The organism is Pseudarthrobacter sp. As-47, from assembly GCF_058215595.1.
On sequence record NZ_CM177088.1, the window covers coordinates 1,935,705 to 1,960,791 of the forward strand.

Consider the following 25,087-nt stretch of genomic DNA (forward strand, 5'->3'; position numbering starts at 1 on the left):
TTCAGGAGTCAGGCGTTCACGCGGTAGTAGGAGGGGCCGGAACCGACGTTCACGCTGAAGACGACGGTCTGATTGCCGTTCCATCCGCTGTGTATGGCTTGCCCGTCACCGAGGTAAACCGCGTTATGCGAGAACCCCATTCCGCCGTCGGCATAGTAGATAAAGTCACCGGGTTCCGGGGTTGACACCGGGGTGGCATAAGCCATCAAAGACTCGGGTGATTCATCCCCGACCCCTTGAATCCCTGCCGATCGCAAGGCTACCTCCCCCAGGACCGTGCAGTCCTGAACGGCACCCATCTGGGCCCGTGCCGCGTCGAGAATCGCCCGGTTGAGGGAAGACGGTGGCTTCTGTCCACCGGTGCTCGCCGGCACCAGGGCCGAAGGCTGGTACGGCATACCGGGGGCTGCTGCGGGGGTGATCGGCGCGGGAGCGGCTGCCGGTGCCGAGCCCGGGGTGCCCGCTGCCCCGGAAAGTGTTATGACGTCCCCCGGATAGATGATGGAGGCCATGTGAAGACCGTTCAGCGACAGAATGGCGTCCAGGGAGATTCCGTGCAGCGCTCCTATCTGGCTTAAGGTCTCCCCAGCGACCACGGTGTGGACGGAGGCCCCCGGTGCGGGCGCCTGGCCGGGAGTTCCTGCCGGGGAGGAAATGGTGCTTGAAGCAGTTTCCCCCTGCGGGTCCGATGCGGTGGCTCCCGCCTGGGCCGGGACGGCCATGCTCAGCACGAGCCCGGATCCGACAGCGACGAGGGCGGCCTGGCGGCCCACTGCTCCGCTGTGGCTGGAAACGCTTCGTGAAATGGTGGCCAGCGAGCTGCTGGTGGCGGCCCTGTGGCGGGCGTTTTTCTTTGACATTGCTTAACCTCTCCCGATACCTGCGAGGTGAGCTGTCGGATGCGGATGGGAGTCACCCGGCCGCCGGCCGTTGATGCCGGCGGCTTAACCCCAAGGATTCACTGCGAATCCGTATTTTGGTTCCCCCGCCCCTGCCGGAGCTTGTGGTGTTTGGTCCTTGGCGGGCGGCAGGGTTCGGTAACAAGCCAAGGGTGCAGCGCCTGGTGGGCGGCACGGGCCCAATCTACACGGAAAAATCACAAATGTATAAACATTTAGGGGAAGTCGGCGCGGCGCTGCATGCCGGGAACTTTTACCCTGTAGCGGACGTTCCGCGGGCTACTGCAACCGCATACGTGCCGGGCTGGTCCGTGGGGAACAAGGCGGTTCCGTCGGGGAGTACGGCCACGGGAAGGGCGTAATCACCCGAGGCCAGGATGGTCCCGGAATCAAGGTCTATCCTGGCCGCTTCGCCGTTGACCTGTGCATAGGCCATTCCCGCGCCGGCGGCTGATACCACGGCCGGGCTGCTGGATTCCATGCTCCACAGAATGCCCCCGCGGGGACGGGCTGCTGTGATGCTGTGGGTGCCGTCTGTCCGCTGTGAAGTCAGAAGCACTGTTTGGGTGGAGTCATCCACGGTGGCCATGCCCGAAGGCGTTCCCTCAACTTTGCCCAGTGGCGCGCCGGTCCTGAGATCGTGAACGACGGCCACCGCCGCCCCCGCGGGGTCGGCCCATTCCAGGATCACCAGGCCTCCGGTTGACGGACCGTAAGCGCCTTCGAACCGGGCCGTGGCCCCGGCCCCGGCAACGGAGGGGCCGGGGCTCAACTGCGCCGTACTCCAAAGCGTTTCGCCCGTGCCGCTGTCGAGGGCGGAGAAACTGTCCGCGGCGCCCTCCAGTGCGGTCCCTTGATATTCATAAAGGGCTGTTCCGGCCGGTTCGCCGACGACTGTGCCGGAGTCGGCGGCGAGCAACGTTGTGGGTGTCCTCTCGCTAGTGAGCGCTTTGGGAGTGTTGGCGAAAACCAGGCCGGTGCCCGGGGACGGGCCGGGAACCTCCGTCGGCCCCCAGAGGGGCTCTCCGTCCGCGGCGGAGAAGGCCGTGGCGACGGTGATGCTGACCCGGCCTGAGCTATCCTTGCGGGCGTCGGAGTCGAGGATGACAATCGCCGCTTCGCCGCCAACCTGTGTTGGCACGGTTCCAACGCAGGATGGGTTGGTGTCCACGCGCCAGGTGGTGCCGGTAGCGTCGAAGCCGTAAAAGCTGAGCCGGGAACGGTCATCCCGGGGGAAGGCAGAGCCGACAAAGGTCTTTCCGACGGCAAACGGGGTGCTGTCGGTTTCCACTTCGGAGGTGATGTCAAAGCCCGGGAACAGTCGTCCGCTTTGGGCTGAAACGGATGCAGTTGTGGGCGGTTCACCGATATCGACACGCTTGGCGCCGGGCCGCTCCGCGGCAGGGAGGCAAGCCGTCACGCCGAGCAGTGCCGCCAGTGTGACGCCGACTGCGACACTTCCTCCAATATGTTTAGACATTTCGGAAGTCAGGGTAGCACGCGACTGATACCTTAGCCCGGGTCGTGGGGTCGGAAGGGGTGGAAGCACTCGCGGACATCTGGACCGTGTGAAGACAGCCTGCCCTCGGCGGGCGCAGCGCCCTGCACCATCTGCTGCCCGGCATCGACCACATGCCGACAGCCGTCGACCTCCCGGCCCTGCGGCAACTGGAAGGATGCGCCTGCATCAGGATGTGATCCGTACTCCGGACAACCCATTCGCCAACCCGTACGCGCACCAGTTGCCAATGGTGCCCAGGGTTCATCCTCGGATGTGCCGGGCAGGGGGTGGCGGTACAGGTGCTGGCTGTTCATGACATCCTCCGTTGGATGGGTGTGCTACAAAGGATTCCTTTCCTGGCCGGCGAGCTGTCTTCGTCGTGCTGTGGTGGACCGACGCAGTTTGGCTTGTCCTTGACGGCTGGTCCGGTCACCGTCAGGGTAGGACTGCCGGCAGGGATCCGGCCGGCGGCGTTCAGCAGGCCGATTCAAGGAGCAGCCCATGCCGTGCAGTCAGCGTTACAACGGTCGGAATTTCCTTTGGTGCCCTTGCGGGGCCGGGATGGCTCGGGACGCGGTAAAGGAACCCGGTCAGTGACCGGCCCGGATCCGGAGGCCCAGGCGGGGCCGGCCAAGCTGCAGCATCCTCGTTTTGCCCGTGCCTATGCGCGTGCGGTGGAGGGGATGAACCGCAGGGGCGGGACTGAACACCGCCGGACTTTGCTGCAGGGCCTGAGTGGGAGCGTAGTTGAGATCGGCGCCGGCGATGGGTCCTCGTTCGGGCTTTACCCCCGCACGGTCACTGATGTTCTGGCGGTGGAGCCGGATGACTATCTGAGGGCTTTGGCAAAGGCAGCTGCGGCGTCCGCCGTGGTTCCGGTGCGTGTGGCCGCCGGTACAGCTGAGGCGGTCCCGGCTCCGGATGCCAGTGCCGACGCGGTGGTCACCAGCCTTGTCCTGTGCAGCGTCTCCGATCAGTCCGCCGCCCTGGCCGAGGTGCGCAGGGTGCTGCGGCCCGGCGGGACGCTGGCCTTCTATGAGCACGTCCGGTCCGGACATAATGTCCTTGCGGCGGCGGAGGACCTGCTGACCCCCTTTTGGCAGCGGATGGCCGGCGGCTGCCACCCGAACCGCGACACCCTGCAGGCCATCACCGAGGCCGGGTTCACCGTCCGGGACAACCAGAGGTTTGGCTTTTCGGTCCACCCGCTGGTGCCGCCAGTCGCCCACATCCTGGGCCATGCGGCAGCCCCTGACGCCAAAGGCCCCGTTTAACCCCGGGCTGGGGTCAGGCGGCAGAGGGGAGTGACCGGGAGGGTTTTGTGCCCCACCAGGTAGCCGAGCACCAGAGCCGCGAGCAGAAACAACGGCAGGCCGGCTTCCAGGGCCCCGGCGCCGTGCTGGGCGTGGGTTTTGTGGGCCGGGATCATCAGCTTCCGGCGGCGGCAGAACGTTCAGCCGCCGCCAGGTCCACGGCCGGGGCGGAGCGCTGTAGCAGCCACCCGCCTCCGATCAGGAGCACCCCGGAGATCAGGAACAGGATGTCTGCCAGGGTCTGGTACTCGCCGCTGATCACGTGGTGGACGCCCAGGATGTGGTGGTTCAGGAGGCCTTCGACGATGTTGAAGATTCCGAAGCCGACCAGGATCCAGCCCCACAGGACCCGGGAGGTCCAGATCCGGCCCCGGGATCCGGTGATCCGGGAGTACAGGATCCCGGGTCCGGTGAGCACCGCCAGCCAGGTGACGGCGTGGAAGATACCGTCCCACAGGGTGTTCATCTGCAGCCCGGGGACAGTGGTGACCGGGTAGGAACCGATGTCGATGTTGGCGGTATCGGAGCTGGAGATCATGTGGTGCCACTGCAGGATCTGGTGCAGCACAATCCCGTCCACGAAGCCACCGAGCCCGACGCCAAGGACCACTCCGGGCAGCATGATTGAGGTGGGGGCGTCCCGGTGATTCCGGGGATCTGCTTTCGCCGTACCGGCCATGCCCGCTCCTGAGTCCGTGAGACCTGCTCTGTTGTTCTACACAGTAGGCCGGGCGCTGGGCGCCGTCGAACCAAGCCCGCCCACCCGGCCGGGCTTGGTTCGACTTCCCCGGCAGGTTACTTGCCGAAGCGCCGCAGCCGCAGCGAATTGGCGACTACCAGTACGGAGCTGGCCGCCATCGCCGCGCCGGCGATCATCGGGTTGAGCAACCCCAGCGCTGCTACCGGAATACCGACCACGTTGTAAAAAAAGGCCCAGAAGAGGTTTGTCTTGATGGTGGCCAGGGTCCGGCGGGACAGCTCGATCGCATCGGCGACCTGTCCAAGGTCGTTGCCCATCACCGTAAGGTCCGCGGCTTCGATGGCGACGTCAGTGCCGGAACCCATGGCGATGCCCAGATCAGCCTGGGCCAGCGCTGCAGCATCGTTCACTCCGTCATCGGCCATAGCCACCGTCGCGCCGCCGGCCTGCAGCGAACGGACCGCTTCGACCTTGCCCTCAGGCAGTACACCTGCGAAAACGTCTTCAAAAGGGATTCCGACGGCGGCGGCGACCTGGTTGGACACCGCTGCGTTGTCGCCGGTCAGCAGGATGGGCCGCAGTCCCAGTTCGCGGAACCGGGCGATGGCGGCGGCGGAACCGGGTTTGAGGGTGTCGCGCAGGCTGATGATGCCGGCTGGCTGGCCGTCCACGGCCACCCAGACCGCGGTGGCCCCTGCGGCTTCGGCGGCGGCCAGGGCAGTCTGCTGTGGGCCCGAGACGGTGACGCCGTTTTCCTGCAGCCAGCCGGAGCGGCCTACTGTGACGTCGCGTCCGTCGACGCCACCCATGACGCCGCCCCCCGGTGCTGATCGGAAGTCGACCACGGCCGGCAGCCGCGCGGCGCTGTCGGTTTGCTGTTCGGCGGTGAGCGCTGCCGCGGCAATAGCCCGGGCGACGGGATGCTCGGAGGCGGCCTCCGCCGCCCCGGCCAGGCGCAGGACCTCGGCCTCGGTGAACGGGGCAAACGCCTGGGTTCCGTCGACAGCCAGGTGGCCGGTGGTGACCGTGCCGGTCTTGTCCAGCAGGATGGTGTCCACGGTGCGTGTGTCCTCTAGGACCTGCGGGCCCTTGATCAGGATGCCGAGCTGGGCGCCGCGGCCCGTGCCGGTGAGCAGCCCCACCGGTGTGGCAAGGCCCAGTGCGCAGGGGCAGGCGATGACCAGCACCGCTACTGCGGCGGTGAAGGCGGCGCGCAGTTCGGCGTCGCTGATGGCCGGGCCGGCCGCGAGCAGCCAGCCGGCGAAGGTGAGGGCTGCAAGGACGAGGACCACGGGGACGAAGACCGCGGGGACGAAGACCGCGCTGATGCGGTCAGCGAGCCGGGCGATCGGGGCCTTCGCGGTTTGCGCCTGGGAGACCAGCCGCCCCATCCGGGCAAGGGTAGTGTCAGCACCTACCCGGGTGGCGCGGACCAGGAGGCGTCCCGAGGTGTTGATCGTTGCGCCCGTGACCGGGCTGTTCGGGCCTACTTCGACCGGCACTGATTCTCCGGTTACGAGCGAGGCGTCCACCGCAGAGGTTCCCTCCAGGACTACGCCGTCGGTGGCGATCTTCTCACCTGGGCGGACCACGATAACGTCCCCGGCCCGGAGCTGGCCGGCCGGGATCAGGACCTCCTCGCCGTCCCGCAGCACGGCAGCGTCCTTCGCTCCGAGGTTCAGCAGGGCCTTGAGCGCATCGCCGGCCTTACGCCTTGCGTTGGCCTCCAGGTAGCGGCCCAACAGCAGGAATGTGGTGACGACGGATGCCACCTCGAAGTACAGGCCTCCGGTTTCCATGCCCTCCATTGCCTGCGGATGTGCTGTCATCGTGGGGTCGGCAAAGAGTTGCCATGCGGAGAACAGGAAGGCTGCGGTCACCCCGATCGACACCAGTGTGTCCATGGTGGACCCGAGGTGCCGGGCGTTTATGGCGGCGGCCCGGTGGAACGGCCACGCCGCCCAAGTCACCACCGGCAGGGCCAGCACGCCCACCACCCAACCCAGTTGGGGAACTGCAGCGCCGGGACCATGGAGACCAGGAACACCGGGACGGTGAGGATGGCCGCCACAATCAGCCGGGGACGCAGCTTGCCGGCTGGGTGTGACGGCGGCCCATCCGCCGGCGGTGCGGGGATTGACCCCGCCGGTCCTGCAGGCGCCGGATCCGGCATTGTTCCGATCGTGCCCACTGGATAGGCCGCCCGCCGGACTGTTGCCTTGTACCCGACGGCAGCCACCGTGGCGGTGATCTGCTCGTCTGTAACGTTCGCCGGAACCGTCACCTGGGCGGATTCCAGCGGCAGGTTGACGAGGGCTTCCACGCCGTCAATCTTTCCAAGCTTGCGCTCGACCCGGCCGACACAGGACGAACAGGTCATGCCCTCAATGTCGAGTTCAATAACCCGGCTTTCGGGCTGGTGCAGAATTTGCTCATTAAGCACAGCATTGGCTCCTTGGACGGTTGGGATGGTGCAGGGCGCCGTGGCCGCACCGGGTGCAATTGACCACAAATCATGCTCGCGACGGGTACCCGGCAGTTGCGGAGGCGGGGAGGTTTACGCCCAGCCCGCGCCCTAACGGATACCGGCACAACTGCCCGGGCGGCGCCTATCACAAGCCAATATATACCCCCAGGGGGTATATATGGCAACTCGGGGGTGGTCTGCCCTTCCCCTGGAACGTTGTGGTCGTTTAGCCTTCGAATCTCTCAAGGGGCCCCGACAAGGACCGTGGCGGGGAGTGTGGCGTTGACCTCTTGAGGACCGCACCTCGGCAGCACGCCCCCCATCGGGGCGGAGGGATCCCGCAAGCCGACGGGGCGCATATCCTGCGGGGTACGGGGACGGGTCCGTTCCGTACCCGGCGCAGATGCCTCCGCTTCGTGGTGGCGGCGGATTTGGACGCGTTGCGTACTACAATACCCCTGAGGGTATATCGGCTTGTACGCGGTGGGCGGGGGAGTACGCAAGGAGGATCGGCATGGGCTCGGAGGAGCGGTCGGAAGGGTTGAGACCTGGGCGGGGCTGGAGCCATGGCCTGGTCGTTTTTTCCGGCGAGCCCGGGACGGGGAACCAGCGGCTCCAGCGTCGTGTCATTCCGGTTCTGGTCGGTGGGCAGATTCTCGGTGGCATCGGCATGGGAGCCACTTTGTCCCTGGGTTCTCTGTTGGCCTCGCAGCTCTCCGGGTCCAACGCCTGGTCCGGCATGGCCGCCACGATGAGTACCCTGGGCGCCGCATTCGCCGCCGTCCCGTTGGCCCGGCTGGCGCGAGCCCGCGGCCGCCGGATTTCGCTGTCCTTGGGCGCGCTGATCGCGGGTACCGGCGCCGCCACGGCCATCACCTCCGCGGCCCTGGGGCTCTTTCCTTTGTTGCTGCTGGGCCTGATGTTCCTTGGCGCAGGTTCCGCGGTGAATCTGCAGGCCCGTTTCGCCGCAACTGACCTGTCCCGGCCCGGGTCCGGGGGCCGGGACCTCTCGACAGTGGTGTGGTCCACCACGATCGGTGCTGTCCTGGGTCCGAACCTCTTCGATCCGGGCGAGAGCGTCGGCGCCGCCCTTGGCCTGCCCCCGCTGACAGGGGCTTTTGCCTTTTCCGTGGCCGCCCAGCTTGCCGCCGCCGTCGTGTACTTGACGGGCCTGCGGCCGGACCCCCTCCTGACCGCGATGTCCTCCCGGGTGCCGGACTCTGGCGCGCCCCGACCCCGGACCGGCTTGCAGATTCTGCACACCACCCCCCGGGCCCGTTATGCGGTAGCGGCCGTCGCCCTCAGCCACGCCACGATGGTCGCGCTCATGTCCATGACCCCTGTGCACCTGCGCGACCATGGGGCCAGCCTCACCGTGGTGGGACTGACTATCAGTCTGCACATCGCAGGCATGTACGCGCTGTCTCCCGTTTTCGGCTGGATGTCGGACAAGGTCGGGCCGCTGGGCACCATTCTTGTGGGTCAGGGGATGCTGCTGGTTTCGCTGGTGCTGGCCGGGGTCGCTGCCGACTCCCGCAGCGCCGTGACTGCGAGCCTGATTTTGCTGGGGCTCGGCTGGTCCGCGTCCGTGGTCGGCGGGTCGGCCCTGGTCGCCGAGTCGGCGCAGCTGCAGGACCGGCCCGCACTTCAGGGCATCTCGGATCTGGGCATGAACGCCGCCGGAGCCGCCGGCGGGGCTTTGGCCGGTCCTGTGCTGGCCGTCGCCGGGTACTCGGGTCTCGGGTTCATCTCTCTGGCCCTGGTAGCCATCGTCATCGCCTGGTCTGCCCTGCAGCCGCGGCAGTCCATCCGGAACCAGGAGCAGCCATGACAGTGAACAGACAGCACAGGAAGAGCGTCCGCCGCGGCCGCCTGCGGCACTTGCCGGAGGTGCTCGGCAACTGGTCGCGGAAGCGGGTAACGGTGACCGTCATCGCGGCGGCTGCCTCCGCCGTCTTTTTGACGGCCGCCACGGGTATGGTCTTCGGCGCCGGAACCGGCTGGGCGGGCTACGCCCTGGTAGGTGCGGGGTCGATCCTGGCCGGCTTCCTGGCAGGCAGTTATACGGACGCGCCGATCGGTGCGGCACCTACCCTTTGCGATCTGCGGTGGCCTTTCATGGGCGTGTTCGGCCTGATCTGGGCGGGCTCGCCCAGGGAAGCCTTGCCGCCGGTCCAGGGCATAGTCGGCTTGCTGGCCCTGGCCGTGATGGCCTGGGCCCTGTATGCCCGGCTGGAACTTGAGCGCAAGGTTACGTTGGCCCGCGGACCGCAGGATTCCGACGTCGATGTCTGCACTGATTGTCGCCCGTTGTTTTCCGCCAGGCTGCCGCGGCGCTGAACGGGTGGGAAGTGCAAGCGGCCCCGCGGGAGGGCACGGACCCGATTGTCCAGCCGGCGCCGGGCACGGTGTGCCGGTGCGGCCGGACGGCGCCCACTCCGGGCAGCAGGCAACGGGCCATCACGTCCGCCCACCGCAGCCCCCGACCCTCACGTCTGCTTAGCGACCTTGCAGCCACCCTCCGCCGGACACGGCAGGAAAACGAGGTGCATCGAGTACACCACTGGCCCGGGCCCCACGGCTTTGCGGAACCGCCCGCTGAAAACGGGAAAGATCAGGCCCCAGGAAGCTGCGGCGCATAATTATGTCAGTATCCAGGGTTGGCCGTGCTTTAGCGGAGGGGCTTGAGCCCGTTCGCTTGAGCCGGTTCGGGGGGCGATTGCTGCTGCAGGGGCCCGCGTTCCAGGGGCGCCTGCCTACCGGCAGCATTTCCCGTTACTGGGACAGAAATTGGCTGAGGCCGGTGGCGGCGAGGAGCGCTGTGAGCCCACCAAGAACGGTCACACCTGCTATTAGGGCGGGCAGCCGTCCTCCGCTGAGGTCAGCCCTCCATGTCCCTGATGAGGTCAAGGCGGTGTGGATGCGGCGGTAACGCCGGTGTGCGAGAAAGAGGGCGGCGACGGATGCCGCGGCGCCGGCCCCGGTGGGGACCAGTGCCCAGACGCCCAGGACATCGGGCATGATCCGCAGGGCCGCCAGGGATGCAACGGACAGCGCCAGTGCTGTCCGTCGCCAGGCTAAAGAACTCCTTTCCAGCTGCAGGCCGGCGTCGAAAGGCCGGTCGCTGCGACCGCCGGTGTGCTCCATCGCGTCCTCGGGATTATTGGTCATCAGGCCAGAATGACGCTGAGGAATATCAGGACGCCGGCTGCGGATACGGCGATGACGATAGGAAATGCCAGAGCGGCGGAGGGCAACGGCATGTCAAGCCTGAGGGCGCGCTCGATCTGCAGCCACCCGAACCAGGCCTGGATGGGGGCGGCGATCCCCGCGATGATAAGCGTGATTGATGCGGCCAGGCGGAGTCCGGGGTGAAGGTCGAGTCCGAGCGTTTCCAGGGCGACCCCGGCGGCGATCAGGGCCAGTGAAGTACGGATCCAGGCCAGGAAGGTGCGTTCATTCGCGAGGCTGAACCGGGCATCGGGATCGGTTCCTTGAGCGTACAGGCTCGAGGGAACCAGTGAAGAGGTCATAGCTCTTTCGGGTCGGTGAATGAAGTCGCAGGGGTATGCGGGACACTGCATCAGAGAATACGCGCCGGGCCAGAGGGTGCCGGCGCATGGTCGGAGCTTCGCATGCGGAGAGCGACCCAGACCCCGGAAGCTGCGGTGAGGGCAGCGACGGTGATAACGGCGGCGGGGATGCCATAGGCGTCGGCAAGGAGCCCGGAGAGCAAGGCGCCGACGGCGAACCCGCCATCGCGCCACAGCCGGTAGATGCCCACGGACCGGGCCCGCCACCCGGGGTGGGCGACGTCACCGATCGCTGCGAGCAGGGTGGGGTAGACCATGGCGGTTCCGGCGCCGAGCAGGACGACGGCGGCAAGCCAGAATTCAAAGTCATTTCCGAGGGCGACCATGCCCAGTGCCACGGCCTGGACGAGCATGCCGCCGACGATCAGTGGCTTGCGGCCGATGCGGTCTGAGAGCGCGCCTGTGACCAGCTGCCCGGCGCCCCAGACAGCGGGGTAAACGGCCGCGAGGATGCCGATGCGTTCGATGCTGAGCCCGGCAGCGGCGAACAGGACCGGGAACAGTCCCCAGGCGAGGCCGTCGTTGAGGTTGTTCACCATCCCGGCCTGGCTGACGGAGGACAGGGACTTGTCGCGGAAACTGGTTAGTGTGAAGATGTCCCGGTTGTTGAGCCCTGCCCGGGTTCGGCCGTGACTGGAGGCATGGGTGGCTGCTTCGGCTTTGGCGTGGTGGTGTGTTTCGCGGATGGTCAGCACGGACAGGCCGAGGCCGACTGCGATGAAGGCGGCGCCGAGCAGGAACGGTCCCGGGCGGAGGCCGTAGGTGGAGGCGATGTAGCCGGTCGCCAGGGCGGTTCCGGCGACACCGAGGTAACCGGCGGCTTCGTTCAGGCCCATGGCCAGGCCGCGGCGTTCGGGGCCGACGAGGTCCATTTTCATCATCACGGTGGTGGACCAGGTCAGGCCCTGGCTGATGCCGAGCACCACGTTGGCCGCGACGATCCAGCCCCAGGACGGCCCGAAGATCAGCAGGACCGGGACCGGGAGGGCGATGAGCCAGCCCGCGATCAGGATCGGTTTGCGGCCGTAACGGTCCGAGAGGGTGCCGGCGAAGTAGTTGGTGGCAGCTTTGGCCAGCCCGAACGCCAGGATGTAGGTCAGGGCGGAGGTGTACTCGTCGAGGTGGAAGACCTCTCCGGCGAGCAGCGGCAGCACGGTGCGTTCCTGGCCGAGGGTGCCGCCGACCAGGGCGTTGACGGCGACGAGGAGCATGAACTGGGCCAGGTTCTGCCGCAGTCCCAGCGTGATGGCCTCTGTTGTTCGAGGCTGCCGGGGGGCGGGGGTGTTGCCTGAGATCATTGGCGGATCCTGTCGGTCTTCGGGGTACGGGTATCTGGCTGACCCCGACAGCGGGGCTTTTGTGGAGCCCGCCCTCTAACCGGCCCGTGTCGGTTTGATCCTGAACGCACCCGCACCGGCCCGTCAAGGACCGCCGCGCCGGGGGTCCCGGAGGTAAGCGTTGCAGAGCCAAGGGTTGCCGTGATGGGCTTCTTTGCCGTTCGTTGACTGGTCAGCGGGCTTGGATGGTGGCCATCATGCCTTGGTCTTCGTGGTCCAGGATGTGGCAGTGGATTACGGTGCGGCCGGGGAAATCGTCGAAGGCCACCCGGACTTTCACCTGGCTGCGGGCGGGGACGTTGACCACGTCCTGCCAGGTGGGTCTGGTGACATCGCGGTCGCCGTCCTGGACGATCTGCATGGGCCACACGTGCAGGTGGATGGGATGATCCATGCCGCTGGAGTTGGTCAGGGTCCACTCCTCCACGGTCCCGGCTGCTGCCGTCTCATCCATCCGTTCGGGGTCGAACTTCCGTCCGTTGATGGTGAAGGCCATCATGCTGCCCTGCCCGCTGCCCATTCCCGCGCCCATGCCCATGGCGAAGTTCAGGGTGCGGGCGGCCGCGACCGGTTCGTTCCGCAGATCGCGCAGGGGCCGGCCCTCGGATACGGGCCCTGGGTCAGTGCCCGTGCTTCCCGAGACGGCCAGGGTGAGCAGTTCGACCGGGTTGCTGCCGGAGGCGTTGCCGCCGGTGGCACCTGGTCGGCGGCGTGCCCGTGGCGGTGCGGGTGGTACCAGTAGGTGCCCGGCGGGTGGTCCCCGGGCAGGGTGAACTCGTAGTCGAAGGACCCGCCCGGGTCAATGCTGACGAAGGGGTTGTCGCTGTTGCCCTGCGGGGAGACGTGGAGTCCGTGCACGTGCAGGTTTGTGGGAGCCTGCAGCCCGTTGCGCATGGTGACCCGGATCGTGTCGCCCGCCCGGGCCCGCAGGGTCGGGCCGGGCACCGAGCCGTTAAACGCCTGGACGTTGGCTTCCCGCCCGCCGACCCTGACCCGTGCCGGCGCGGCGGTCAGCTCCAGCTCCAGGACCCGGTCGCGGCTGGCCAGTACCTGCGGTTCGGTCAGGTCCCCACCGCCGGTGTATCCGGATCCGCGGGCAGTGCCGGTGCCGGTGGTCAGCCACAGCCCGGCGCCGCCGGCAGCCGCGGCGCCGGCCCCAACGGCACCCAGTGCCAGCAGCTGGCGGCGAGTCAGGGGCCCCACGGGCTGCCCTCCTCCAGTATGCGGCGCCGTTCCTGGTATTCCTCGGTGCTGATCTCCCCGCCGGCGTAACGCTCCTCAAGGATTTCCCGGGCCGTGGCGGGGCCCGCGACCGCGCGTGTCGGTCCCTGCACACCGGTGGGGGCGTTGCCGCCGGTGTTGCGGGTGAAGGCTTGGACCAGCACGACGGCGAGCATAACCCCGCCTGCGATCAGCAGGACCCAGAAGATCCAGGCAAGCCCCATCCCGCCCATACCAAAGCCATCCATCATCAAGAGGGTTCCTTGTCTCTTTTGGTGCACGGCCAGGCCGTGCCTGACTGAAGAGGCTTTTCGGGGCCGTGCGGACGGCGGGGCCGTTGGTTCTAGGCCTTGGCTGACTGGCGGGAGTTGTGCCAGGCGTCCCAGGCGGCGTAGCTGCCGTCGAGTTCGACGACGTCGTACCCGGCGCGGCGCAGGGCGCTGGCCGCGACGGAGTTCCGCACACCGGACTGGCAGTAGCTCACGATGGTGCCGTCGGCGGGCAGCTCATCGAGGTGCCACATGGCGCGGCCGCCGCTGAGCTGGTGCGAGCCGGGGACGTGCCCGGCGCTGTGCTCGGTGCGGTTGCGGACATCGAGGACCATTGCCGCGTCGAAGTTGTCCAGTTCCTCGGGTTGGACCAGCTTCGGGGTGAACGTGGGCAGCCCGTCGATGCTGGTGACGAACCCGGCGACGTTGTCGATGCCGACGCGGACCAGGTGGTCCCACATGTCCTGCGCGGTTTCCTGGTCAGGAGCGAGCAGCACCAGCGGGTTCTGATCGGTTTCCGGGTTCACCACCCAGGCGCCGTAGCTGGCTACGGACTTACCGGCCGGAATGTTCAGGGAACGGACCACGGTGCCCTTATGGACTTCGCTGTTGGACCGGGTGTCGATGAAAGTCAGGGTGTCCTCTGACAGGCCTGCTGCAACGATCTCGGTTGCAAGTTCGGGCAGCGGCGTGCGCTCACCCATCACAGCAGGTCCTTCACGGTTTTCACGCTTCATCCGGCCGAAGTAGGCGTGGGCGTCGGGCTGGCCGTCCAGGAGCTCGTTGATGAAGCCCTGCTCGTCGTTCGCAGCGAGGTAGGGGCCCCACCAGGAGTAGAGCCGCTCGTAGCCGACGGTGGAGGAGGGGATGGCGCCGAGGGCCTTGCCGCAGGCGCTGCCGGCACCGTGGGCGGGGTGGACCTGGACGTAGTCCGGCAAGGTCAGGAACTTGTCCCGCAGGCTCGCAAACAGCTGCTTGGCACCCTCGAACCGGGTGTCGATGCCGCCGGCCGCCTCATCCAGCAGATCCGGCCGGCCCAGGTCACCGGAGAAGACGAAGTCACCGGAGAGCAGGTAACCGGGCTGGTCACTGAACGCCCCGTCGGTCACCAGGAACGACAGGTGCTCCGGGGTGTGGCCCGGGGTGTGGAGGGCCTTGATGCTGATGTTGCCTACGGTGATCGCGTCGCCGTCATAGAGGCGTTCACCCTCGAATTCGTACTGCCAGTCCGGGCCGCCCTCGCCGGAGACGTAAATCTTCGCGCCGGTCGCGGCAGCGAGCTCGCGGGTGCCAGAGAGGTAATCGGCGTGAATGTGGGTCTCGGTCACGGCCACGATCTTCATGTCGTTCTTCGCAGCCAGTTCCTGGTAGACCGCGATGTCGCGGCGGCCATCGACCACCACGGCCGTGCCGTTGGCCTGGCAGCCGATCAGGTAGCTGGCCTGGGCGAGGTCTTCATCGTAAATACGCTCGATAAGCATCTGGTGCTCTCCTTCGGGAAGTGGGCGGGGGAGTGGTCCCCCGTTTGTTCTGATAACAATCGTAATACCCTGGGGGGTATAGTGCAAGCCAGGGTGGGCCCTGGTTCTGAGCGTCAGGAGGTGCGCGCCGCCCGTCTGAGGAGGCGGTGCCGGAGGGATCTGAGGGAGCCCCACCGGTCAGGAGGAGGGGTGTCCACCGGGGCCGCGGCGTAGATCACGGGGTGGCCGTTGCGGTACCACTCGGTGATTCCGCCGGCGACGTTTACGGTCTTATAACCGTGGTCCGTGAGGATTTGGGCGGCCTGGCTGCTGCGTTTGCCTGAGCCGCACAGCAGGTGCAGCGGGGTGTTCGGCAGGTCCTTCAGCCGGGAAGGCAGGTCATCGAGCGGGATGTTGAGGCTGTCCGGGATGTGGGCGACGGCGTATTCTTCCGCGCTGCGGACGTCGACCACCACCGCTGCGGGCCAAATGGCGGCAAGGTCATCGGCCGTGATGGTCCGCGTGGCTGCCATGCGGTGGCTCCTTTTCAGGCCTGCTGCCGGGCGGTTTCGGCGTGGACTTTGTCCATGTCCAGGTCTTTTACGGCCTGAATGACCTGTTCCAGTCCTGGGGCGTTCAGGGCGCCGGGCTGGGAGAAGACCAGGGTTTTGTCGCGGAAGGCCATCAGGGTGGGGATGGACGTGATGCTGGCCGCTGCGGCGAGGGTCTGCTCGGCTTCGGTGTCGACCTTGGCGAAGACGATGTCCGGGTGCTGTACGGAGGCTGCCTCGTAGGTGGGGGCGAACATGCGGCACGGGCCGCACCAGGCTGCCCAGAAATCAACGAAGACGATCTCGTTGTTTTCCAGGGTTTCAGCGAGACTTTCCTGGGTGACGTTGATGGTTGCCATGATCGGTTCGTGTCCTTTGCGGTGTTGTCCAAAGCCCGGTGTCGTCCAAAGCGCTTGGAGTTGGGGAGCTCGGATGGGGCGGGTCAGGTGGTGGGCAGGCCGGCTTGGGTCCAGGCGGTCATGCCGCCGGCCATGGTGTCCGCGGTGTAGCCTGCGCCGTTGAGTGCGTCGGCGACCTGGGCGGACCGGTTGCCGCTGCGGCAGACGGCGATGACGGGGACAGCCGGGTCCAGTTCGGACAGGCGGGTCTGCAGCTGGCCCATGGGGATGTGCAGGGCGCCGGGGATCATGCCGTCGGCGACCTCGAAGTCTTCGCGGACGTCGAGGATCCGGGCCTGGTCGCGGCGTTGATTGGTTTCGGTGACGGTGATTTCAGCCATGGGTTTCTCCTTCGAAGGTTTTGCATCAAAAGCGGGTGGTGTGGTTAGCGGACGGGTTCGTTGGCCTGGCGCCAGGCGCCCATGCCGCCGCGGAGGGAGTAGGCGTCGTAGCCCTGGGCGGCGAGGAGCCGGGCTGCGGAGGCCGAGCGGACCCCGGAGGCGCACATCGCGATCACGGGCCGGGTTTTCGGGATGCCGGCGGTGCTGGTCTGGAGCCGGTCCAGGGGGACGTGTTTGGCCTGCGCCGCGCGCCCGGTGCGCCATTCCTGGGCAGAGCGGACATCTATCAACGTGGCGCCGGAGGAAAGAAGTTCCTTGGCTTCGGCCACAGAGACGGTTTTGTAGGGTTTGCTGAATGCCTTTTTCAGGGAGCTGATAATTCCCATGACGTTCATTCCTTTCGCATTGATCATCTGGCGCCCCGGCGGGGCGGCAGCGGTACTGGCCCGGCCGGTGGTCAGGCCGGTGACGGCTGACCGCTCCGGCGGCTGTTCCTGTCGTTTTTGCGCAACGGGCAGGAGTTGACGAAGAACCAGCAAATCCCGGCAGCAGTCACGGCCAGGGCAGCAACACCGGCGACGATTACCCACCGCAGGTCCTCCGGCGCCTGCTGGGTCAGGACAAAGGTGCCCATCGCCAGGACGAACCAGCCGAATGCTTTCCGCAGGGCAGCTTCCGGAATACGGCCGGCCAGCTTGGAGCCCACCAGGGTGCCCACTATCGCCGCTGCGGTGACGGCCAGGGTCAGGCCCCAGTCCAGGTGCACCGTGGTGAGGTAACCGGCGAGCCCGGCAAAGGACTTCATGGCGATGACCACCAGTGAGGTTCCGACGGCCACGGACATCGGCAGGCCACCCAGCAGTGCCAAAGCGGGAACGACGAGGAATCCGCCGCCGGCGCCAACCAGGCCGGTGACCAGGCCCACGACGGCACCGTCCAGCAGCACCCTGCCCAGGGGAAGTTCGTGCTTCACCGGTTCAGCCCCGTCGGCCCCGCCTGCCTTTTTCCTGCCGCGAAGCATCGCGACAGAAGTGGCCACCATCATCAGGGCGAAGGCGATCAGCAGGATCTGGCCCGGGATCTGACCGCCGAGCAGGCCGCCGACGAAGGCGCCCGCCATGCCGGCGGCGCCGAAGATCAAACCGGTCCGCCACATCACCCTTCCGCCGCGGGCGTGGCTGATCACGCTCACCGCAGAGGTGACACCGACCACGAACAGGGACGCCGCGATCGCCTCCTTGGCCTCAAAGCCGGCCACATAGACCAGGATCGGCACGGTCAGGATGGACCCGCCGCCGCCCAGGACCCCAAGTGAGAGTCCGATGACCACGGACAGGGCCAGGACGAGGATCAGGGTCACGGTCACGACGCTTTGGCCTCAGCTTCTACGGCCGGGCTGGCCGGGAACTGCAGGATGGCGCTTTCGCGGGTCGGCTCCTTGGCGGCCTTGTTCCACGGCATGGCCGAGATCGCCTGGCCCATGGCGCAGGTGTTGGTCGCGGCAGAAAAGGTCAGGCCGGTGCCGACAAAGCCGGCGAGCATCCGGACCTTCGGGGAAACGAACCGCCCGCCGGCCAGGCCAAGGACCACGAGGGAACCGGCGGCCAGGCGGACCTGGCGCTCAAGGTCCCAGCGGTCCTTGCCCTTGACGACATCGCCACCGGCGGCCGCGAAACCGGGGGCCCCTCCGGTCAGGACGTAGGCGGTGCTGATTCCGGACTTGGCAAGGCGCTGGCGGGCCTGCTCGGCGCGGGCGCCGGACTGGCAGACCAGCACAACACGGCTGCCCAGGCGGGCCGCCAGCTCATCCGTGTGCTCGGACAGAAGCGGCAGCGGCACGTTATAGGAGCCGCGGATGTGCATTGACTCGAACTCTGCTGCGGAGCGGACGTCAATCACCACCAGGTCCTGATGCTCCTGAAACCAGCCGCGCAGGGTCTCCGGAGCCAGGGAAGTAACGGCGGGTGCGGAAAGGGAAGTCATGGATGTCCTTTCGAGACGGGCAGAAGCTGAGTACCCCACCGAGTATTCCAGATACCCCCGGGGGTAGTCAACAACACCCCTAGGGGTATAAGATGTATGTACTGACGCCCATTTTTGGAGAAACCCTTGGAACTGAACCCAGCAGAACTCACACCCGTGATCAACCGGCTTAAGCGCGCCCAAGGGCAACTGGCTGCCGTGACCCGCATGCTGGAGGAGGGCCGGGACTGCAAAGATGTCGTCACCCAGCTCGCCGCCGTGTCCAAAGCCCTGGACCGGGCCGGCTTCGCCATCATCGCCACCGGGCTTGAACAGTGCATCGTCCAAAAAGATGCAAGCATGGACAGGAAAGACCTGGAGAAGCTCTTCCTCTCCCTCGCCTAGAGACACAGGTATTCGCCCACCAGCACCAGGAGACCCTGCATGAGCTACACGCACACCGTTGCCGTCCCGTTCTCCTATGAGGAGGCTGTGCAGCGTACCCGCGACGCTCTCGCAGAACAGGGCTTTGGGATCCTCACCGAAATCAACGTCCGCGCCACCTTCGAGGCCAAACTCGGAACCGACGCCGCAGACGCCGTCGGCGAGTACCTGATCCTCGGCGCGTGCAACCCGGCCCTGGCCAGCCGTGCCATCGCGGCCGAACCCGGGCTCGGTGCGTTGCTGCCCTGCAACGTCGTGGTCCGCCGCGGCAAAGGTGCGAGTGAAACCACCATCGAGGCCATCGACCCTCAGACGATGGTCCGGCTCAGCGGCAGCCCCGCCGTCCGGGACATTGCCAACGACGCCGATACCCGCCTCCAGGCTGCCCTGACGAGCCTCAGCGATATCAGTTCAAATCCGGATCGCTGAAGCGTTACGCCCGGCCGGAGTATCTTGACAGTTCATATCGTTGATGCGGCCCCAGCGGGTCGAACCTGTAGGAGTATCCATGGCACCAGCCGACAACCCACCCAGCAACCCTGTTGCAACAGCTGGCAACCAGGCGGGACTGCTAATTCACGCCGCCGGGCAGATCGATGAGGATGCGCTGCTGGCTGTTTTGCGGAGTGCAGCCAATGCCGTCGCGGCCCTTCCCCCCAACAAAACTGTAGAAGTGCTTATCCAAGGCCCAGGGGTCAAGCTGCTCGTGGCGGATTCCTCCACGCATGCAGCCGTTGATGAATTCCTTAGAGCCGGCACACGGCTTTTGGCCTGTACCAACAGCTTGCGTTCGGCGAATGTGGAACCGGACATGCTTACAGCCGGCGTTGGTACTGTTCCCGCAGCCATCACACACCTGGCCATACGTCAATGGGACGGCTGGGCCTACGCCCGGCTATGACCACCAACATCCCAGCCCTTTCCTGACGTCCCTGGGACTCGAACGGAACGGGATGAATTTTGTCCGCTTTCACCAACAATTGGAGGAAAAATGCCCGGATCACGTGAACGAGTGCTGCTGGCAGCTGCTGCAAGAGGGGCCCTCAGCGGTTTGGCGGGAGTGGCTGTAATGACTGCCGGGGAAAAGGTAGAACAAGCCCTGACTAATCGCCCCAACTCCTACATCCCTGCACGAACGCTGCTCACGCTGCTGGGAAGGCACCCGTCCGACTCGCAGAAGCCCTTCGTCTGGAACCAGGTGATGCACTGGGGTACCGGTGCCGTGCTCGGATCACTCCGGGGCATCTGGGCTGTCACGGGAATCCGCGGCCCGCTGGCCCACACCAAGCACACCGCCGTCCGGCTGGCCTTCGACCAGACACTGGAAAACGCGACCGGTGTCGGCGCCCCGCCCACTTCCTGGCCAGCCAAAGAACAGATACTCGATGTCGTCCACAAAGCCCTCTACTCACTGACTACAGGACTGCTTGCGGACCGCTGGATACAGCCCGACCTTGAATCACGCCGCGGGACTACAAGCCACTAAGGCTGGGGGGTCATGCTTCGGTCAGGCACCCATCTCAAAGGCTGGGGTGGGTCTCTACAATAGGCGCCCGCCACATGCTGACTGCTCGGAGAACGGCTCCGCCCCGATAGGTGAATGCGAGTTTGCCGTAGCGTTGCCAAGGAGCGCCACTGCTTGAAGATGCTGAAGTTCCGTTTGTGAAAATGCGAGTTTGACGAGATTCAGGCACTTGTAGTCCTCCTTGTCGACGGCAGGAGGTCTGCCTCCGGTAGATCTACACCGTTTTCGATGACCAATCTGATCGGTTGGCTGGCGGGATGACACCACAATGCCGCGGTCGCGAAGGTGGGTCCGGATCGCCATGAACGAGCAGGCCTTGTCACCGCCGACACGGTCCGGACGCGTGCGTGGCCTGCCAGGATCGGGTTAATTTTCAGTTGGTCCATCAAGCGAGTGAACATTGCTGCATCCCCGCCCTGTCCGGGGACCTCCAGCAGCACTAACGGCCGCCTTTACCATCGACCAGGGCATAAATCTTGTGCTCAGTCCGCCACCTGGCCGGATAAGCAGCCGGATCTGGTGGCGACTCTGATCCGTTCATATCTGGGGGTGACTGTGACAGGTTTGAATGGCCCCGGTAGGACGGTTATCTCTGGCCCCACTTCATGACTCGCCGGGCACCTTGTGACGGTTATATGTGGCCCCACCTTCAACCTTGGATTCATCAGTGTATGGATGCGGCGGAAGGCTGGTCTGGATGGAGTCGAGAGTGGAGTTGTTCGCGCAGATCCGAAGGGATGCCCGGGTCGAGGGCCTCTCGGTCCGTGCACTAGCGGCTAGGCACAGGGTTCACCGAAGGACTGTGAGACAGGCTCTGGAATCTGCTTCCCCTCCCGAACGCAAACCACGACAAGGCGTGGCCTGGCGGTTGGAGCCGTTCAAGCCTGCGATCGATGCCATGCTGACCGAGGATACGACGGCGCCACGGAAGCAACGCCATACTGCCCGCCGGATTCTGGCCCGGCTCATTGAGGAGCGCGGGGCGGAGGAGTTGTCGTATTCGACCGTGCGTGACTATGTGCGGGTCCGTCGGGCTCAGATCGATGTGGAGGCCGGCCGCCGGGTTGAAGTATTCGTCCCGCAGGAGCATGCCCCGGGTGCGGAGGCGGAGGTGGATTTCGGTGAAGTCTGGGTGGTCCTGAATGGTGTGAAGACGAAGTGTCATATGTTCGTCTTCCGGTTATCCCACTCCGGCAAGGCTATCCACCGGATTTACCCGACACAGGCCCAGGAAGCGTTTCTGGAAGGCCACATCGCCGCCTTCCAAGTTTTGGGCGGCATCCCAACGAAGCACATCCGCTACGACAATCTCACCAGCGCGGTCAGTGCCGTGGTGTTCGGGCAGGGCCGGCAACGGCAGGAGAACGACCGGTGGGTGTTGTTCCGCTCGCACTACGGCTTTGATCCCTTCTACTGCCAGCCCGGCATTGCAGGGGCTCACGAGAAGGGTGGGGTCGAAGGCGAGGTGGGCTGGTTCCGTCGTAACAGGCTCTCGCCCATGCCTGTCGCTTCGTCTCTGGATGAGCTCAACGACCGGATCCGTGAATGGGAATCCCTGGACGGCCGGCGGCGGATCAATGACAGGATCCACACCATCGGCCAGGACTTCGAGACCGAACAGCCGTTCCTGGCGCCGCTGCCGGGAGAGGTCTTCGACCCGGGGCTGGCGCTGACACCGCGGGTGGACCGGTCCTCGATGATCACGGTGCGGATGGTGAAGTACTCCGTTCCGGCCCGGTTCATCGGCAGGAAGGTCCGGGTGTCCTTGCGGGCCTCCGAAGTCGTGGTTTTCGACGGCCGTGCCGTGGCCGCCAGGCATCAGCGGATTGTTGCCAAACACGGGCAGTCAGTTCAGCTGGATCACTACCTCGAGGTCCTCAAGACCAAACCCGGCGCACTGCCTGGTTCCACGGCTCTGGCCCGGGCGCGGGAGTCGGGCGCGTTTACCAGTGCTCATGAGGCGTTCTGGGCCGCCTCCCGCAGAGTCAACGGCGACGCGGTCGGCACCCGTGAACTCATCGGCGTCCTGCTGCTTCACCGCTCCATGGACGCATCCGCTGTCACTGCAGGAATCACCGCAGCCCTGGGAGTGGGTGCGGTCAGCGCCGACGTCGTCGCGGTCGAAGCCCGCAGACACGCAACGATTTCTTCCGGAGGTGGGTCCGGTCCGGACCGTCATCCCGGTGCTCATGTGGAAGTGAATGTGCAACGGGTTGTCAGCCTCACCCAGCGCCGGCTCATGGACCCTGCAGCCGTCATCGCAGGACTCCCGCCGGACACCCGGCCAATGCCCTCGATCAGTGCTTATGACGAGTTGCTGGCCAAACGCACCCATACCGAAGGAACAGTGTCGAAGGAGAACATCTCATGAGCCCCAGCGTCCCTGGAACAAGCATCACTCCGACCCTGCGCCGGCGGCGTGGCCTGACCGAGCAGGCGGCGGTCGCGGCCGTGGACCAGGCCTGCCGGCGGCTCCGGTTGCCCACCGTCCGGGCGGTGCTCGATGAAGCCCTCAACGTCGCGGGGAAGGAACAGCTCTCCTATCAGGGGTTCCTGGCGGAGCTGTTGCTGGCCGAGTGTGATGACCGGGATCGGCGCTCCTCGATCCGCCGCGTCAAAGCAGCCGGCTTCCCGCGGGATAAATGGCTCGGGGATTTCGATTTCGACGCGAACCCGAACATCAACGCCGCCACGATCCACACCCTGGCAACCGGGGACTGGATCCGCAAAGGATCGCCCCTGTGCCTGATCGGCGACTCCGGGACCGGAAAGTCCCACCTGCTCATCGGCCTCGGCACCGCCGCAGCGGAGAAGGGCTACCGGGTCAAATACACGCTGGCCACCCGGCTCGTGAACGAACTCGTCGAGGCCTCTGATGAGAAAGTCTTGGCCAAGACCATTGCCCGCTACGGGCGCGTGGACTTGTTGTGTATTGACGAACTTGGCTATATGGAACTGGACCGGCGCGGTGCAGAGCTGTTGTTCCAGGTCCTCACCGAACGCGAAGAAAAGAACTCCGTGGCCATCGCCAGCAACGAGTCGTTCTCCGGCTGGACCAAGACATTTACGGATCCACGACTCTGTGCAGCCATCGTGGACCGTCTGACATTCAACGGCACCATCATCGAAACCGGCACTGACTCTTACCGACTCGCCCGCAGTCTCGCAACGGCCCAGGGCCAGTAAGCGCGGTCCAGGCCCTCCGTCCGAGAACGTGTCCTCGGGCTCGGAGAAGACGCGGAGCGGAGGTATCGTAGAACCCAGACCAGATATCGGATTTCGATATCTGTATTCGACATTGGGAGTGCGATGCGTGAATTGATGCGTGCAGCCGTGCGACTCCACATCCTCCACCACGCCGCCGAGGAAGACATCCACGGCGCCTGGATGTCCGAAGAGCTGGCCAACCACGGGTATTCCATTTCTCCCGGAACCCTGTATCCGACACTGCACCGGATGGAGCAGGACGGCCTGCTGGTCTCCCGCCAGGAAGTAGTCGGCGGCAGGCCCCGCCGCGTCTACCGGGCTACGACAGCAGGCCTTGACGCCCTGGCTGAAGGCCGCAGGTCCATTGCTGAACTCGCCGCCGAAGTCCTCCCCACGTCCCCGAAGGAGAACCCGTATGAGTAACCCTCAGGCCCTGGCCCGCCGGTTGGGAACATTCGACGCGTCCGTCATCGGTCTTGGCTCGATGATCGGCGCCGGTGTGTTCGCGGCATTCACCCCTGCAGCGGCCGCGGCAGGGTCCGGCCTGCTGGTTGGTCTGGTCGTCGCGGCCTTCGTGGCGTTCTGCAACGCCACATCCTCCTCCCAGCTCGCCGCCGTCTACCCGACCTCAGGCGGAACCTACGTCTACGGCCGTGAACGGCTCGGTCCCTGGTCCGGATTCCTGGCAGGGTGGGGATTCGTGATCGGCAAAACCGCCAGCGCCGCGGCCATGGCCATGACCTTCGCCGCCTACGCCGCCCCGGCAGGGTGGGAACGTCCCGTGGCCATCGCCGCCGTGATCGTTCTCGCCGCCGTGAACTACCACGGCGTAACAAGGACAGCCGGGCTGACCCGCATCCTCGTCGTCGCCGTGCTGGCAGCCCTCGCGATCGCCGTTGCGGCCTGCTGGGGAGGCTCCTCCCCGGACCCGGCAAGGATTCTCGGGGACGGGCTGCTGGCTCACGGCTGGTACGGGATCCTGCAATCCGCGGGGCTGTTGTTCTTCGCCTTCGCCGGCTACGCCAGAATCGCGACCATGGGCGAAGAAGTCCGTGACCCCAAACGCACCATCCCCCGCGCTATCGGTATCGCCCTGGGCATCACCATCATCGTCTACGCCGTCATTGCCGTCACCCTCCTGGCGACCATCGGCCCCGAAGGAGTGGCAACCAACCCCACACCCCTCGCCGCCGCGGTAGAAGCCGGGTCGATGTCATGGGCTGGCCCCGTAGTCCGGGCAGGAGCAGCTGTCGCGGCACTGGGCGCCCTGCTGGCCCTCATTGCCGGGCTGGGACGAACCAGCCTGGCCATGGCCCGCGAACACGACCTTCCGCACTGGCTCTCCGCCGTCCACCCCCGCTACAAAGTTCCCCACCGGGCCGAGACCACCCTGGCCGTGGTGATCTGCGCGATCATCTCCGTCGCCGACCTGCGAGGCGCGATCGGTTTCTCCTCGTTCGGCGTGCTGATCTACTACCTGGTCGCCAACATCGCCGCTTTCACGCAGCCGGACACGGACCGCCGTTATCCCAAAGCACTGCAAGTACTTGGCGCCGTGGCATGCGTTGCCCTAGTTACCACCCTCCCGCCGCTGTCTGTGGTGCTCGGCATCCTCATGTTCGCGGCAGGAATCATCCTGCGCCTGGTCAGGCTAAGCAGAAAATCCTGACCCGGACGGGGCCGGATATGGCCGCCCTAACGGGGCCAAAAATAGTTGACATACTCAGGGGGTGCTGAGCGCGGAGTAGATCTGCCATAAGCGCCTCCGCGCGCACGCGGAAAATTGAATGAACCATTGGACAGGGTAGCAAGTGGCATTGGCATTCGTTGACGTCCGTCGCCACCGGTCTCGGTGCTCAACCTGACACGTCACGGGTGCGCTACCGGCATTGGATGTGG

General features: G+C 66.0%; 28 protein-coding genes, 1 pseudogene and 1 riboswitch. Of the genes and pseudogenes, 11 read left to right on the top strand and 18 right to left on the bottom strand.

Going from position 1 to position 25,087, the window contains the following annotated elements:
* Positions 1–8: 8 nt before the first annotated feature.
* Positions 9–860, bottom strand: a complete 852-nt coding sequence (locus AC4BCK_RS08930) for a C40 family peptidase (protein ID WP_306971062.1) — start codon at positions 858–860, stop codon at positions 9–11.
* 3 nt (positions 861–863) lie between these two features.
* Positions 864–1,019: riboswitch (cyclic di-AMP (ydaO/yuaA leader) on the bottom strand.
* 133 nt (positions 1,020–1,152) lie between these two features.
* Positions 1,153–2,379, bottom strand: coding sequence for a PQQ-binding-like beta-propeller repeat protein (locus tag AC4BCK_RS08935; protein WP_306971063.1), 1,227 nt, complete (start codon positions 2,377–2,379; stop codon positions 1,153–1,155).
* Positions 2,380–2,993: 614 nt separating this feature from the next.
* On the opposite strand from AC4BCK_RS08935, the gene AC4BCK_RS08940 reads away from it, so the two are divergent.
* Positions 2,994–3,674, top strand: a complete 681-nt coding sequence (locus AC4BCK_RS08940; protein WP_306971064.1) for a class I SAM-dependent methyltransferase — start codon at positions 2,994–2,996, stop codon at positions 3,672–3,674.
* Here the strand turns inward: AC4BCK_RS08940 and AC4BCK_RS08945 are convergent.
* From AC4BCK_RS08945 to AC4BCK_RS08955, 3 genes and pseudogenes are all read right to left on the bottom strand, one after another.
* A complete protein-coding gene (locus AC4BCK_RS08945; protein WP_306971065.1) occupies positions 3,671–3,829 on the bottom strand; it encodes a hypothetical protein in 159 nt (52 codons plus the stop codon). The genes AC4BCK_RS08940 and AC4BCK_RS08945 overlap by 4 nt on opposite strands.
* Positions 3,829–4,392 carry a DUF2243 domain-containing protein gene (locus AC4BCK_RS08950; RefSeq protein WP_306971066.1) on the bottom strand — a complete coding sequence of 188 codons (564 nt, stop codon included), beginning with the start codon at positions 4,390–4,392 and terminating at the stop codon, positions 3,829–3,831. Before AC4BCK_RS08950 ends, AC4BCK_RS08945 begins: the two co-directional genes overlap by 1 nt.
* A gap of 116 nt (positions 4,393–4,508) precedes the next feature.
* Positions 4,509–6,793, bottom strand: a pseudogene (locus AC4BCK_RS08955) (heavy metal translocating P-type ATPase).
* Between the two features lie 757 nt (positions 6,794–7,550).
* Between AC4BCK_RS08955 and AC4BCK_RS08960 the strand changes: the two are divergent.
* The gene (locus tag AC4BCK_RS08960; RefSeq protein ID WP_306971067.1) at positions 7,551–8,711 is read left to right on the top strand and encodes an MFS transporter; all 1,161 of its coding nucleotides are present in this window, start codon (positions 7,551–7,553) and stop codon (positions 8,709–8,711) included.
* Positions 8,708–9,220, top strand: a complete 513-nt coding sequence (locus AC4BCK_RS08965; protein ID WP_306971068.1) for a hypothetical protein — start codon at positions 8,708–8,710, stop codon at positions 9,218–9,220. Before AC4BCK_RS08960 ends, AC4BCK_RS08965 begins: the two co-directional genes overlap by 4 nt.
* A 435-nt stretch (positions 9,221–9,655) precedes the next feature.
* Here AC4BCK_RS08965 and AC4BCK_RS08970 read toward each other — a convergent pair whose 3' ends face one another.
* The 13 genes from AC4BCK_RS08970 to AC4BCK_RS09030 form a co-directional block, all read right to left on the bottom strand.
* A complete protein-coding gene (locus AC4BCK_RS08970) occupies positions 9,656–10,051 on the bottom strand; it encodes a DUF202 domain-containing protein (protein WP_306971069.1) in 396 nt (131 codons plus the stop codon).
* Positions 10,051–10,413, bottom strand: coding sequence for a YidH family protein (locus AC4BCK_RS08975; RefSeq protein WP_490566840.1), 363 nt, complete (start codon positions 10,411–10,413; stop codon positions 10,051–10,053). Before AC4BCK_RS08975 ends, AC4BCK_RS08970 begins: the two co-directional genes overlap by 1 nt.
* Before the next feature lie 50 nt (positions 10,414–10,463).
* Entirely contained in the window at positions 10,464–11,771 is a 1,308-nt protein-coding gene (locus tag AC4BCK_RS08980; RefSeq protein ID WP_306971071.1) for an MFS transporter, read from the bottom strand.
* A 211-nt stretch (positions 11,772–11,982) separates the two neighbouring features.
* Positions 11,983–12,348 carry a multicopper oxidase domain-containing protein gene (locus tag AC4BCK_RS08985; RefSeq protein ID WP_373462209.1) on the bottom strand — a complete coding sequence of 122 codons (366 nt, stop codon included), beginning with the start codon at positions 12,346–12,348 and terminating at the stop codon, positions 11,983–11,985.
* 8 nt (positions 12,349–12,356) lie between these two features.
* Complete coding sequence (locus tag AC4BCK_RS08990) at positions 12,357–13,013, bottom strand: multicopper oxidase domain-containing protein (protein WP_373462210.1); 657 nt, start codon at positions 13,011–13,013, stop codon at positions 12,357–12,359.
* A complete protein-coding gene (locus AC4BCK_RS08995; RefSeq protein WP_306971072.1) occupies positions 13,001–13,282 on the bottom strand; it encodes an SHOCT domain-containing protein in 282 nt (93 codons plus the stop codon). The genes AC4BCK_RS08990 and AC4BCK_RS08995 overlap by 13 nt, the downstream gene beginning before the upstream one ends.
* A 92-nt stretch (positions 13,283–13,374) precedes the next feature.
* Positions 13,375–14,781 carry an MBL fold metallo-hydrolase gene (locus tag AC4BCK_RS09000; RefSeq protein ID WP_306971073.1) on the bottom strand — a complete coding sequence of 469 codons (1,407 nt, stop codon included), beginning with the start codon at positions 14,779–14,781 and terminating at the stop codon, positions 13,375–13,377.
* 113 nt (positions 14,782–14,894) lie between these two features.
* A complete protein-coding gene (locus AC4BCK_RS09005; RefSeq protein ID WP_306971074.1) occupies positions 14,895–15,293 on the bottom strand; it encodes a rhodanese-like domain-containing protein in 399 nt (132 codons plus the stop codon).
* 14 nt (positions 15,294–15,307) lie between these two features.
* Positions 15,308–15,670, bottom strand: coding sequence for a thioredoxin family protein (locus AC4BCK_RS09010; RefSeq protein ID WP_306971075.1), 363 nt, complete (start codon positions 15,668–15,670; stop codon positions 15,308–15,310).
* A gap of 83 nt (positions 15,671–15,753) precedes the next feature.
* The gene (locus AC4BCK_RS09015) at positions 15,754–16,050 is read right to left on the bottom strand and encodes a rhodanese-like domain-containing protein (RefSeq protein ID WP_306971076.1); all 297 of its coding nucleotides are present in this window, start codon (positions 16,048–16,050) and stop codon (positions 15,754–15,756) included.
* A 44-nt stretch (positions 16,051–16,094) separates the two neighbouring features.
* Positions 16,095–16,436, bottom strand: a complete 342-nt coding sequence (locus AC4BCK_RS09020) for a rhodanese-like domain-containing protein (protein ID WP_306971077.1) — start codon at positions 16,434–16,436, stop codon at positions 16,095–16,097.
* A 71-nt stretch (positions 16,437–16,507) separates the two neighbouring features.
* Positions 16,508–17,416 (bottom strand): sulfite exporter TauE/SafE family protein, encoded by a 909-nt coding sequence (locus AC4BCK_RS09025; RefSeq protein ID WP_306971078.1) that lies wholly within the window; start codon positions 17,414–17,416, stop codon positions 16,508–16,510.
* Positions 17,413–18,033 (bottom strand): rhodanese-like domain-containing protein, encoded by a 621-nt coding sequence (locus AC4BCK_RS09030; protein ID WP_306971079.1) that lies wholly within the window; start codon positions 18,031–18,033, stop codon positions 17,413–17,415. Before AC4BCK_RS09030 ends, AC4BCK_RS09025 begins: the two co-directional genes overlap by 4 nt.
* 126 nt (positions 18,034–18,159) lie before the next feature.
* Between AC4BCK_RS09030 and AC4BCK_RS09035 the strand changes: the two genes are divergently transcribed.
* From AC4BCK_RS09035 to AC4BCK_RS09070, 8 genes are all read left to right on the top strand, one after another.
* Positions 18,160–18,417 (top strand): metal-sensitive transcriptional regulator, encoded by a 258-nt coding sequence (locus tag AC4BCK_RS09035; protein ID WP_306971080.1) that lies wholly within the window; start codon positions 18,160–18,162, stop codon positions 18,415–18,417.
* 39 nt (positions 18,418–18,456) lie between these two features.
* Positions 18,457–18,885: a DUF302 domain-containing protein gene (locus AC4BCK_RS09040; protein ID WP_306971081.1), complete on the top strand. Its 429-nt coding sequence runs from the start codon at positions 18,457–18,459 to the stop codon at positions 18,883–18,885.
* 79 nt (positions 18,886–18,964) lie between these two features.
* Positions 18,965–19,357 carry a DsrE family protein gene (locus tag AC4BCK_RS09045; RefSeq protein WP_306971082.1) on the top strand — a complete coding sequence of 131 codons (393 nt, stop codon included), beginning with the start codon at positions 18,965–18,967 and terminating at the stop codon, positions 19,355–19,357.
* A 168-nt stretch (positions 19,358–19,525) separates the two neighbouring features.
* Entirely contained in the window at positions 19,526–19,942 is a 417-nt protein-coding gene (locus AC4BCK_RS09050; RefSeq protein ID WP_306971083.1) for a hypothetical protein, read from the top strand.
* Between the two features lie 736 nt (positions 19,943–20,678).
* Positions 20,679–22,352 carry an IS21 family transposase gene (istA, locus tag AC4BCK_RS09055; protein ID WP_133352268.1) on the top strand — a complete coding sequence of 558 codons (1,674 nt, stop codon included), beginning with the start codon at positions 20,679–20,681 and terminating at the stop codon, positions 22,350–22,352.
* The gene (istB, locus tag AC4BCK_RS09060; RefSeq protein WP_094180402.1) at positions 22,349–23,167 is read left to right on the top strand and encodes an IS21-like element helper ATPase IstB; all 819 of its coding nucleotides are present in this window, start codon (positions 22,349–22,351) and stop codon (positions 23,165–23,167) included. Before istA ends, istB begins: the two co-directional genes overlap by 4 nt.
* A 123-nt stretch (positions 23,168–23,290) precedes the next feature.
* Positions 23,291–23,611, top strand: coding sequence for an Rv3488 family transcriptional regulator (locus tag AC4BCK_RS09065; protein WP_094180403.1), 321 nt, complete (start codon positions 23,291–23,293; stop codon positions 23,609–23,611).
* The gene (locus AC4BCK_RS09070; protein WP_094180404.1) at positions 23,604–24,857 is read left to right on the top strand and encodes an APC family permease; all 1,254 of its coding nucleotides are present in this window, start codon (positions 23,604–23,606) and stop codon (positions 24,855–24,857) included. Before AC4BCK_RS09065 ends, AC4BCK_RS09070 begins: the two co-directional genes overlap by 8 nt.
* Positions 24,858–25,087: the final 230 nt, after the last annotated feature.

What these genes read in the sequence shown, in the direction of transcription:
- AC4BCK_RS08930 (WP_306971062.1), bottom strand. Translation starts at nt 860, where the DNA reads ATGTCAAAGAAAAACGCCCGCCACAGGGCCGCCACCAGCAGCTCGCTG.
- AC4BCK_RS08935 (WP_306971063.1), bottom strand. Translation starts at nt 2,379, where the DNA reads ATGTCTAAACATATTGGAGGAAGTGTCGCAGTCGGCGTCACACTGGCG.
- AC4BCK_RS08945 (WP_306971065.1), bottom strand. Translation starts at nt 3,829, where the DNA reads ATGATCCCGGCCCACAAAACCCACGCCCAGCACGGCGCCGGGGCCCTG.
- AC4BCK_RS08950 (WP_306971066.1), bottom strand. Translation starts at nt 4,392, where the DNA reads ATGGCCGGTACGGCGAAAGCAGATCCCCGGAATCACCGGGACGCCCCC.
- AC4BCK_RS08960 (WP_306971067.1), top strand. Translation starts at nt 7,551, where the DNA reads ATGGGAGCCACTTTGTCCCTGGGTTCTCTGTTGGCCTCGCAGCTCTCC.
- AC4BCK_RS08965 (WP_306971068.1), top strand. Translation starts at nt 8,708, where the DNA reads ATGACAGTGAACAGACAGCACAGGAAGAGCGTCCGCCGCGGCCGCCTG.
- AC4BCK_RS08970 (WP_306971069.1), bottom strand. Translation starts at nt 10,051, where the DNA reads ATGACCAATAATCCCGAGGACGCGATGGAGCACACCGGCGGTCGCAGC.
- AC4BCK_RS08975 (WP_490566840.1), bottom strand. Translation starts at nt 10,413, where the DNA reads ATGACCTCTTCACTGGTTCCCTCGAGCCTGTACGCTCAAGGAACCGAT.
- AC4BCK_RS08980 (WP_306971071.1), bottom strand. Translation starts at nt 11,771, where the DNA reads ATGATCTCAGGCAACACCCCCGCCCCCCGGCAGCCTCGAACAACAGAG.
- AC4BCK_RS08985 (WP_373462209.1), bottom strand. Translation starts at nt 12,348, where the DNA reads ATGGGCATGGGCGCGGGAATGGGCAGCGGGCAGGGCAGCATGATGGCC.
- AC4BCK_RS08995 (WP_306971072.1), bottom strand. Translation starts at nt 13,282, where the DNA reads ATGATGGATGGCTTTGGTATGGGCGGGATGGGGCTTGCCTGGATCTTC.
- AC4BCK_RS09000 (WP_306971073.1), bottom strand. Translation starts at nt 14,781, where the DNA reads ATGCTTATCGAGCGTATTTACGATGAAGACCTCGCCCAGGCCAGCTAC.
- AC4BCK_RS09005 (WP_306971074.1), bottom strand. Translation starts at nt 15,293, where the DNA reads ATGGCAGCCACGCGGACCATCACGGCCGATGACCTTGCCGCCATTTGG.
- AC4BCK_RS09010 (WP_306971075.1), bottom strand. Translation starts at nt 15,670, where the DNA reads ATGGCAACCATCAACGTCACCCAGGAAAGTCTCGCTGAAACCCTGGAA.
- AC4BCK_RS09015 (WP_306971076.1), bottom strand. Translation starts at nt 16,050, where the DNA reads ATGGCTGAAATCACCGTCACCGAAACCAATCAACGCCGCGACCAGGCC.
- AC4BCK_RS09020 (WP_306971077.1), bottom strand. Translation starts at nt 16,436, where the DNA reads ATGGGAATTATCAGCTCCCTGAAAAAGGCATTCAGCAAACCCTACAAA.
- AC4BCK_RS09030 (WP_306971079.1), bottom strand. Translation starts at nt 18,033, where the DNA reads ATGACTTCCCTTTCCGCACCCGCCGTTACTTCCCTGGCTCCGGAGACC.
- AC4BCK_RS09040 (WP_306971081.1), top strand. Translation starts at nt 18,457, where the DNA reads ATGAGCTACACGCACACCGTTGCCGTCCCGTTCTCCTATGAGGAGGCT.
- AC4BCK_RS09045 (WP_306971082.1), top strand. Translation starts at nt 18,965, where the DNA reads ATGGCACCAGCCGACAACCCACCCAGCAACCCTGTTGCAACAGCTGGC.
- AC4BCK_RS09050 (WP_306971083.1), top strand. Translation starts at nt 19,526, where the DNA reads ATGACTGCCGGGGAAAAGGTAGAACAAGCCCTGACTAATCGCCCCAAC.
- istA (WP_133352268.1), top strand. Translation starts at nt 20,679, where the DNA reads ATGGAGTCGAGAGTGGAGTTGTTCGCGCAGATCCGAAGGGATGCCCGG.
- istB (WP_094180402.1), top strand. Translation starts at nt 22,349, where the DNA reads ATGAGCCCCAGCGTCCCTGGAACAAGCATCACTCCGACCCTGCGCCGG.
- AC4BCK_RS09065 (WP_094180403.1), top strand. Translation starts at nt 23,291, where the DNA reads ATGCGTGAATTGATGCGTGCAGCCGTGCGACTCCACATCCTCCACCAC.
- AC4BCK_RS09070 (WP_094180404.1), top strand. Translation starts at nt 23,604, where the DNA reads ATGAGTAACCCTCAGGCCCTGGCCCGCCGGTTGGGAACATTCGACGCG.